This is a genomic window from Microbacterium aureliae (assembly GCF_054780155.1).
The window spans coordinates 1,220,455-1,228,368 of sequence record NZ_BAAGWW010000001.1 but is presented as its reverse complement, the minus strand read 5'-3'; the positions used below and the strand labels follow the sequence as shown (position 1 = coordinate 1,228,368).

10 protein-coding genes are annotated in these 7,914 nt (G+C 72.7%); 1 reads left to right on the top strand and 9 read right to left on the bottom strand.

The genetic code is table 11. The features are described 5' to 3' along the window. Positions 1–108: 108 nt before the first annotated feature. From ACYVF4_RS05980 to ACYVF4_RS05960, 5 genes are read right to left on the bottom strand one after another with little or no spacing between them, the layout of a single operon-like run. Positions 109–1,008: an oxygenase MpaB family protein gene (locus ACYVF4_RS05980; protein ID WP_460720685.1), complete on the bottom strand. Its 900-nt coding sequence runs from the start codon at positions 1,006–1,008 to the stop codon at positions 109–111. Continuing rightward, positions 1,005–1,844, bottom strand: coding sequence for an oxidoreductase (locus ACYVF4_RS05975; protein ID WP_460720683.1), 840 nt, complete (start codon positions 1,842–1,844; stop codon positions 1,005–1,007). The genes ACYVF4_RS05980 and ACYVF4_RS05975 overlap by 4 nt, the downstream gene beginning before the upstream one ends. Before the next feature lie 39 nt (positions 1,845–1,883). Further along, complete coding sequence (locus tag ACYVF4_RS05970) at positions 1,884–2,414, bottom strand: ribonuclease H family protein (RefSeq protein WP_460720681.1); 531 nt, start codon at positions 2,412–2,414, stop codon at positions 1,884–1,886. 46 nt (positions 2,415–2,460) lie between these two features. Beyond that, positions 2,461–2,802, bottom strand: coding sequence for a DUF202 domain-containing protein (locus tag ACYVF4_RS05965; RefSeq protein ID WP_460720679.1), 342 nt, complete (start codon positions 2,800–2,802; stop codon positions 2,461–2,463). Beyond that, a complete protein-coding gene (locus ACYVF4_RS05960; protein WP_460720677.1) occupies positions 2,799–3,155 on the bottom strand; it encodes a YidH family protein in 357 nt (118 codons plus the stop codon). The genes ACYVF4_RS05965 and ACYVF4_RS05960 overlap by 4 nt, the downstream gene beginning before the upstream one ends. A 101-nt stretch (positions 3,156–3,256) precedes the next feature. On the opposite strand from ACYVF4_RS05960, the gene ACYVF4_RS05955 reads away from it, so the two are divergent. After that, positions 3,257–4,615: a pyridoxal phosphate-dependent decarboxylase family protein gene (locus ACYVF4_RS05955; protein WP_460720777.1), complete on the top strand. Its 1,359-nt coding sequence runs from the start codon at positions 3,257–3,259 to the stop codon at positions 4,613–4,615. Between the two features lie 20 nt (positions 4,616–4,635). Here ACYVF4_RS05955 and ACYVF4_RS05950 read toward each other — a convergent pair whose 3' ends face one another. The 4 genes from ACYVF4_RS05950 to ACYVF4_RS05935 all read right to left on the bottom strand — a co-directional run bounded on the left by ACYVF4_RS05950 (position 4,636) and on the right by ACYVF4_RS05935 (position 7,852). Continuing rightward, positions 4,636–5,043, bottom strand: a complete 408-nt coding sequence (locus tag ACYVF4_RS05950) for an arsenate reductase ArsC (protein WP_460720675.1) — start codon at positions 5,041–5,043, stop codon at positions 4,636–4,638. Between the two features lie 83 nt (positions 5,044–5,126). Beyond that, complete coding sequence (locus ACYVF4_RS05945; protein WP_460720673.1) at positions 5,127–6,011, bottom strand: metalloregulator ArsR/SmtB family transcription factor; 885 nt, start codon at positions 6,009–6,011, stop codon at positions 5,127–5,129. 24 nt (positions 6,012–6,035) lie between these two features. Then, positions 6,036–6,554: a GNAT family N-acetyltransferase gene (locus tag ACYVF4_RS05940; protein ID WP_460720671.1), complete on the bottom strand. Its 519-nt coding sequence runs from the start codon at positions 6,552–6,554 to the stop codon at positions 6,036–6,038. After that, on the bottom strand, positions 6,545–7,852 hold the full coding sequence (locus tag ACYVF4_RS05935) for an FAD-dependent oxidoreductase (RefSeq protein WP_460720669.1): 1,308 nt from the start codon (positions 7,850–7,852) through the stop codon (positions 6,545–6,547). The genes ACYVF4_RS05940 and ACYVF4_RS05935 overlap by 10 nt, the downstream gene beginning before the upstream one ends. Positions 7,853–7,914: the final 62 nt, after the last annotated feature.

Genomic DNA, 7,914 nt, shown 5'->3' with positions numbered 1-7,914 from the left:
AAGCCTCTCAGCGCCGATGGTACTGCAGGGGGGACCCTGTGGGAGAGTAGGACACCGCCGGACTTCTTTCACGAAGAGGCCACCCAATGCTGGGTGGCCTCTTCGCGGTCAAGGCGTCGTCACTCCCAGACGCCGAAGCCGCTCGTGTGCACGATCATGCGCGCGAGGCCCGCCGGACTCGAGCACCCGCGTGACGAGGGGAAGAACGAGACGGGTCAGCGTCACCACCGGGAACGGCGACCTGCGCACGCCCAGCAGGCGGCGGAACTCCCGGGGGATTGTCGCGACCGCCGCGGCGAAGAACAGGCGGTAGCCCCATGCCAGGCCGCCGGCGACCGGCGGCTTCTTCAGAAACCGCACGACGTCGTCGACGCGCGCGCCGCCGCGCAGCTCGCCCTGTGCGAGGTAGCCGCGCAGTCGCGCGTCCAGGTCGGCCGCCGACTGCGGCGGTTCCGCCACCCGCATGAGGTGTCCCGCCTGCGCCCACTCCGCCACGTATGCGTCCGGTCCGCCGGGAATCGCGCCGCCCCACGTCCGGTGACAGGTGAGGAAGGCATCCGTGAACGCCAGATGCACCCACTCGACGAGGTCGGCGTCGCTCGCCGAATATGCGGTGTCACGGCCCTTCGCGTCGACGTAGCTCCCGCGCACGCGCGCGTGGAAGCGGCCGACCCTGGCCGTCTCGGCCTGCGCCTGAGCCGTCGACCCGTACGTGACGCAGATCACCCATCTCACCGTGCCGGCCAACCGCCCCAGAGGATCCTCGCGATACCGCGAGAAGTCGTGGACTCCCGCCAGCGCGCCGGGATGGAGCGCCTGCACCAGCAGGGCGCGGATGCCGGCGATCAGCGTCGCCGTGCCGGCGTGGACCGTCCAGGCCGCTCCGTTCTCGGGGAAGAGGCCGGCGTCGTCCCCTGCGGCAAGCTGCTCCACCCACGCCGGGGCGCCCTGCGGGTCCCCTGCCAGCGCGGTGAGCAGGCGCTCGCGCAGGGCCCGCACCGCCGTCATCGTGCCATGCGCGACAGCACGAGGTCCATCGCCCGATCGGGCAGCACGCGCCGCAGGCCGACGATCAGTCGGGCGCTCCACGGTGTCGCGTAACGCGTCTGCGGGCGCCGAGCCAGCGCTGCGCGCACGATCGTCGCAGCGACGGTCTCGGGCGGCGCCGACAGCGACGAGTTGTCGACCCGGGTGTAGTTGGCGTACAGCGCGGCCGCCTGGTCGGCGTATACGCCGCCGCCCGAGCGGTCGAGCACACTCTGCCGGGCGATCTCGTTCCACTCGGTGCGGATCGGCCCGGGCTGGACCAGCACGACGTCGATGCCGTGCGGCGCGACTTCGAGGCGGAGCGAGTCGCTCAATCCCTCCACGGCGAACTTCGTGGCGTGGTACCACGCGCCGAGAGGCTCGTAGATCCGCCCGCCGATCGACGAGACGTTGATGATGCGGCCGCGTCCACGCTCGCGCATGACCGGCAGCACGATCTGGGTGAGGCGGGCGAGGCCGAAGACGTTGACCTCGAACTGACGGCGCGCCTCCTCCATCGGCACGTCCTCTAGAGCGCCGTACGATCCGTAGCCGGCGTTGTTGACCAGCAGGTCGAGGCGGTGGCGGGCACCGATGATCTCGTCCACCGCCGACCGCATGGACGCGTCATCGGTGACATCCAGCGCGATGGCGTGGCCACCGGCATCCGTGATCTGCTGCATGCGGTCCACCCGTCGCGCGGCGCCGTAGACCACCCACCCCCGCTCGAGGAGGGCGAGGGCGGTGGCCAATCCGATGCCCGACGACGCTCCCGTGATGAGGGCGACCGGGCGCGTGCGCGAAGGTGACGTCGACATGCGTCTAGTCCACCACCACCCGTCGTGCCCGGGGCGGGATCAGGGGGCTTTCGTCACGTCCAGCCGGTCCTGGCCGCCGAGCGACGACCAGCTCGAGGCGAGGCCCTTGGCGGCGTGGGTCGACGCGCGCACCGCGCGCTCGTCCGCCCATTCGTTGAGCACATGGCCGGAGTGGCCGCGGACGTGCTCGAGGACGACGTCCGGGAGTCCCGCCGCCCGCCGCGCGTCGCGCGCGGCGATCAGCTGCTCGAGGATCTCGCGGTTCTTCGTCGGCGCGCCGGTGGATGTCTTCCAGCCGCGGCGGCGGTGCCCGTCCATCCACGAGGAGTAGGTGTCGATGGCGTACTTGGAGTCCGCCTGCACCACCAGGTGCGCCACGTCGCGGTGATCCTCGATCGCGCGGAGCAGCCCGAGGAGTTCGCCGATGTTGTTCGTGCCCTGGGGGATCGAGCCGGCTGCCCAATGCCCGTCCTCGCCGACCCATGCCCACCCGGCGGGTCCGGGGTTGCCCTTGCAGGCGCCGTCGGTGGCGACGATGTATCCGCGGTCGGGATCGGCTGCTTCGGTCACCGGATCAAGGTTACCGTCCGTGCGCGTTCGCCCCGGCCGCCGCGGCTCACCCCAGCGCGGCCGCGAGGATCACCACGAGCCCGGTCGTCGCCGCGGCGGTGGCGAGCGCGGCAAGGGCGAGCGGGAGCCTGCCGTCCGGGAGCGGGGCGTGCGCGCCCGCCGCGCTCGTGGCCTCGTGGACGCGCGCGTACCGCCGGTCCGAGGCGATCCACAGGCCGCCGGCGGCCAGCAGCCCGGCGATGCCGGGTGCGATCCACCACGCGTCCTGCAGCACGGCGGGGAGCAGTCGCAGCGCCACGAGCGAGCCGACGGCGACGGCGAGGGCGGTGCGTCGCCACGCGAGCTCCGTGCGCTCCGGCTGCAGCCCGGGATCGAACGAGCCGCTCACTCGACGATGACCGCCAGCACCACGAGTACGCCCGCCAGGGTCACCGCGACGGCGAGGACCGGCCCGAGCAGCGACGGGGGCAGCGAGTGACCCAGCCGCAGCGCCCGCTCGGTCCGCATCCAGTTCGCCCACGCCAGTCCGGGGGTGAGGACCCCCGAGACCACCAGGACGAGCGAAGCGGCCAGACGCAGGTTCGGTTCGAGGTCCAGACCCAGCAGCTCGAGGGCGACGCCACCGGCCAGCAGCGCGAGCGCCGTGCGGATCCACGCCAGGAATGTGCGCTCGTTGGCGAGCGTGAAGCGGGCGTCCGGGTCGGCGCCCTGGTCGTAGACGGCGCGGGGGAAGCGGCTCATGGGGTCCTCTCGAGGTCTCGGTGTTGATTCTTCCACCGGCGGTTCCCTACCGTGGATTGACCCCAAGGAGCTCTTCCGTGACCCACCCCTCGCCCGACGACATGCACGCCATCTCGGCGCACACCCGAGCCACCGTCGACGACGTGCTGGACTACGCCCGTCGCCGGGCGATCTACGAGGACGTGCCGCTGGACAAACCGCTCACCCCGCGCGACCTGTCTCGCTTGGCCTCGGGCTCGATCACGCCCGACGGGATCGGCGCGCGCCGGGCGACGGCGCTGTTCGAGAACGTCCTCGCGCCCGCGTGCGTGACCACCGATCACCCGGCCTACCTGTCGTTCATCCCCTCGGCCCCCACGAAAGCGGCGATCGCCTTCGACCTCGTCGTCTCGGCATCCTCGGTGTACGGCGGATCGTGGATGGAGGGCTCCGGCGCGGTGTTCGCCGAGAACGAGGTGCTGCACTGGCTCGCCGCGGAGTTCGGGCTGCCTGCGGGCGCCGGCGGCGTGTTCATGCAGGGCGGCACGATCGGCAACCTGTCGGCGCTCGTGACGGCGAGGGATGCCGCGCGCCGCCGCAATCGCGAGCTCAGCCGGCCGGACCCGGCGCGCTGGGTCGTCGTCGGCAGCGCCGAGGCGCACTCGTCGATCGCGTCGGCGGCGGCGGTCATGGACGTCGACGTCGCGAAGGTCCCGACCGGCGACGACGGCCGACTGCACGGCGACGCCCTCGCGCGGGTCCTCGACGCGCACGGGGATGCCGTCTTCGCCGTGGTCGCCACCGGCGGCACGACGAACTTCGGCATCATCGACGACATCGCCTCGATCGCCGAGGTCACCACCGCGAGAGGGATCTGGCTGCACGTGGACGGCGCCTACGGCCTGGCAGCCATGCTCGTCGAGAGCATGCGTCCCGCCTTCGCCGGCGTCGAGCGCGCGGACTCGCTGATCGTCGATCCCCACAAGTGGCTGTTCGCGCCGTTCGACGCGTGCGCGCTGCTCTACCGGGAACCCGACAAGGCGCTGCTGGCGCACACCCAGCACGCGGAGTACCTCGACACGCTCACCGGCACCGCAGACTGGAACCCCTCGGATCTCGGCATCCAGCTGACCCGTCGCGCCCGTGGCCTGCCGCTCTGGTTCTCGCTCGCGACCCATGGCACCGAGGCGTACCGGTCGGCCATCGCGTACGGCATCGACCTCGCGCGCGAGATCGCCGACGAGATCGAGCGCCGCCCCGAGCTGTCCCTCGTGCGCGATCCGCAGCTGTCGGTCGTGGTGTTCCGCCGGGAGGGGTGGGCGCTCGCCGACTACGCGGCGTGGTCGGATCGCCTGCTCGAGGACCAGGTGGGCTTCGTGGTGCCCAGTTCGCACCGCGGCGAGCCGGTGCTGCGCTTCGCCATCATCAGCCCGCTGACCACGATGGACGTGCTGACCGGCATCCTGGACACCCTCGCCTGACGGCGCCCAGGCGGACGGCGTCAGCGCGCGGGGACAAGCTCGGCGATGAGCGCCTCGACCCGGCCGCGGATGTCGTCGCGGATCGGGCGGACGGCCTCGATGCCCTGGCCCGCCGGGTCGTCGAGCTCCCAGTCCTCGTAGCGCTTGCCGGGGAAGATCGGGCAGGCGTCGCCGCAGCCCATCGTGATGACCACGTCGGACTCCCGGACGGCCTCGACGGTGAGCACCTTGGGGGTGTTCCCGGCGATGTCGATGCCCTCCTCGGCCATCGCCTCGACGGCGACCGGGTTGATCTGGTCCTTCGGGGCGGATCCCGCCGACAGCACCTCGACGCGGTCGCCCGCGAGGGCGCGCAGGTAGCCGGCGGCCATCTGGGAGCGGCCCGCGTTGTGCACGCAGACGAACAGGACGGTGGGGGTGTCGGCCATGGAGGACTCGCTTTCTTCGCTGCACCAAAGCATAGATACACATCTATGCGTTGTCGACCGGGGACGGTGAACGATTCGTGAACTTAGCCGGCGACGTCGGCGAGCAGGTCGCGGACGCGGCGTTCGATCTCATCCCGGATGCCGCGAACCGCCTCGAGCGGACGACCCGCCGGATCCGCCAGCTTCCAGTCCAGATAGCGGCGACCGGGATAGACCGGGCAGGCGTCGCCGCAGCCCATCGTCACCACGACGTCCGCGGCGCGCACCGCCTCGTCGGTGAGCGGCTTGGGGAAGTCGCCCGCGACGGGCACGCCGATCTCGTCGAGGGCTGCCACCACGGTGGAGGACACCTGCGGGGCGGGAGCGGAGCCCGCCGTCCGCACCACGACGCGGTCGCCGGCGAGGTGCCGCAGGATGGCCGCGGCCAGCTGGGATCGGCCGGCGTTCTGCACGCACACGAACAGCACCTCGGGGCGCTCGCTCGCGGGGGATCGGTCGGCCCGCACGAGGGCTTCGAGGCGGGATGCCGCGAAGGCGCCCGTGCGGGAGGACAGCAGCGGTGCGGGCGTGCGCGACAGCAGTGTGCGGCTCTCGGCGACGTAGCGCGCGACCGTCTCGCGCGAGAGGGTGCCGCGGAACCGCAGGGCGAGGTCGTCGGTGATCCGCTCGATGTCCGGCTCCGCGGCCGGCGCCGGTCCCGCCAGCAGGGCGGCCACGCGCTCCTCGTGGTCCGGCGCGATGGCGAACCATGCGCGGCGGCCGTCCTGCCGGCGGGTGACCACTCCGGCGCTCAGCAGCGCCTTCATGTGGTGGCTGACCGTGGGCTGCCGAAGTCCCAAAGTCTCGGCGAGGCGGCTGACCATCGCGCGCCGCTCCGGGGCGGAGCGGAGCTCCTGCAGGATACGCACGCGTGTCGGGTCGGCCAGTACGGCAGCGCTCCGCGAGACGTCGGCAGACGCGGCATCCATAGATCGCAGTCTATGCGCGCGGGCTCACTCGCGGCCGTTGCGGGGCGAGCGCCGCTCGATGAGCACCGTGTCGCGCCACTGTCCCGCCCGCGGTCCTGCGTCCGCGCGGGCGATGCGCTCCCGCACCCCGACTCGGCGGAAGCCCACGCTGTCGTGCAGGCGCAGGCTCACGGTGTTCTCGGGGAAGACGCTGGCCTGGATGGTCCAGATGCCGGCGTCCTCGGCCGCAGCGACGAAGGCTCGCAGCAGGGTCGCGCCCACGCCTCGGCCGCGCGCGGCCCGGTCGATGTAGATCGAGTGCTCGACGACTCCGCGGTACACCGCTCGCGCGGACACCGGTGTCGCCGCGGCCCACCCCCGCACATCGCCGGCATCCGAGACCGCCACCAGGCGCGGCGCGGCGAGCCGATGCTCGTCGAACTCATGCCACGCGGGCACGCTCGACTCGAAGGTGGCATCCCCGTCCGCGATGCCGTCGGCGTAGATCGCCGCGACGGCCGGCCAGTCGCCCGCGACCATCGGGCGGATGCCGGTCAGCAGCATCCCGGCCCGCCGAGGTCGGTGGAGCAGACGCCCGTCGCCGGCAGCACCAGTTCGATCCTGCCGGCCGAGGCCAGGTCCCCCGCGAGGTACGCCGCGACCGAGCGGACCTGCTCGTAGCCGGTGGCGAGCAGGAAGGTCGGTGCCCGGCCGTAGGACTTCATGCCGACGATGAAGAAGCCGGGCTCGGGGTGGGTGAGCTCGCGGAAGCCGTGCGGCTCGACCGTGCCGCACGTGTGGACGTTCGGGTCGATGAGCGGGGCGAGCCGGCGGGGCGCTTCGACGATCTCGTCGAGATCGAGGCGGATCTCGCGCAGGATCGACAGGTCCGGGCGGAACCCCGTCGCCGCCACCACGACGTCCGCTTCGTGCTCGGCGGGCGCGCCGTGGCGCCGCCCGATCAGCAGTGCGGCGTCGCCGCGGCGTCGCGCGCGCGTGATCTCGAACCCGTCGACGACGTCGATGAGCCCCTCGGCGACCGCGTGCTCGACCCGGCTGCCGAGCTTCGCCCGGTCGCTGAGCTCGTCGTCCGGGGAGGAGGTGACCCGGACCGCGCTGCTGTTGCGGATGAGCCACGTGGCCCGCGTGCCGGGGGCCGTGCGGGCGAGCTCCGCGAGGGCGGCGAGGGTGCCCGCCGCCGAGTGCCCCGCACCGACCACGGTGGTGCGACGGCCCGCGAACCGGGACCGGTCGGCTCCGAGGACGTCCGGCAGTGCGGGCAGCACGAGGTCCTCGATCTCGTCGAGCCCGAGCAGCCCGAGCCCGTTCGAGCCGAGGGGGTTGGGGGAGGACCACGTTCCCGAGGCGTCGATCACCGCGCGCGCGGCGACCTCGTCCGTCCCGCCGGCGGTCCGGATCCGCAGGACGAACGGCGTCGCCGCGCGGTTCCGGGTGCGAGTCCGGTCCATCCCCTCCCGCGCGACGGCGGTCACCGTCACCCCGGTGCGAAGGCGCGACGCGATGGGCTCCCGCGTGGCGAGCGGCTGCAGGTAGTGCTCGACGAGCTCGGCGCCCGTGGGGACCGCGTCCGGGTCGGGCGAGACCCACCCCGTCACCTCGAGCAGGCGCACCGCGGCGGGGTCCGTGACGTGACGCCACGGTGAGAACAGCCGCGTGTGCCCCCAGGCGCGGACGGCGGCCGCGGCATCCGCCCCTCTCTCGAGGACGATCACCTCGATCCCGCGTTCGAGCAGGTTCGCGGCCGCGGCGAGGCCGACCGGGCCGGAGCCGATGACCGCGACCGGCAGCGCGGCGGAACGGTCGGAGCGGACCGGGGGGACGGTGAGTTCGAGCAGGGTCATGCGCCGGCCTTTCGTATATCGATGACTTTCGATATATGAGTAAACGCCGGGTATCGATGATT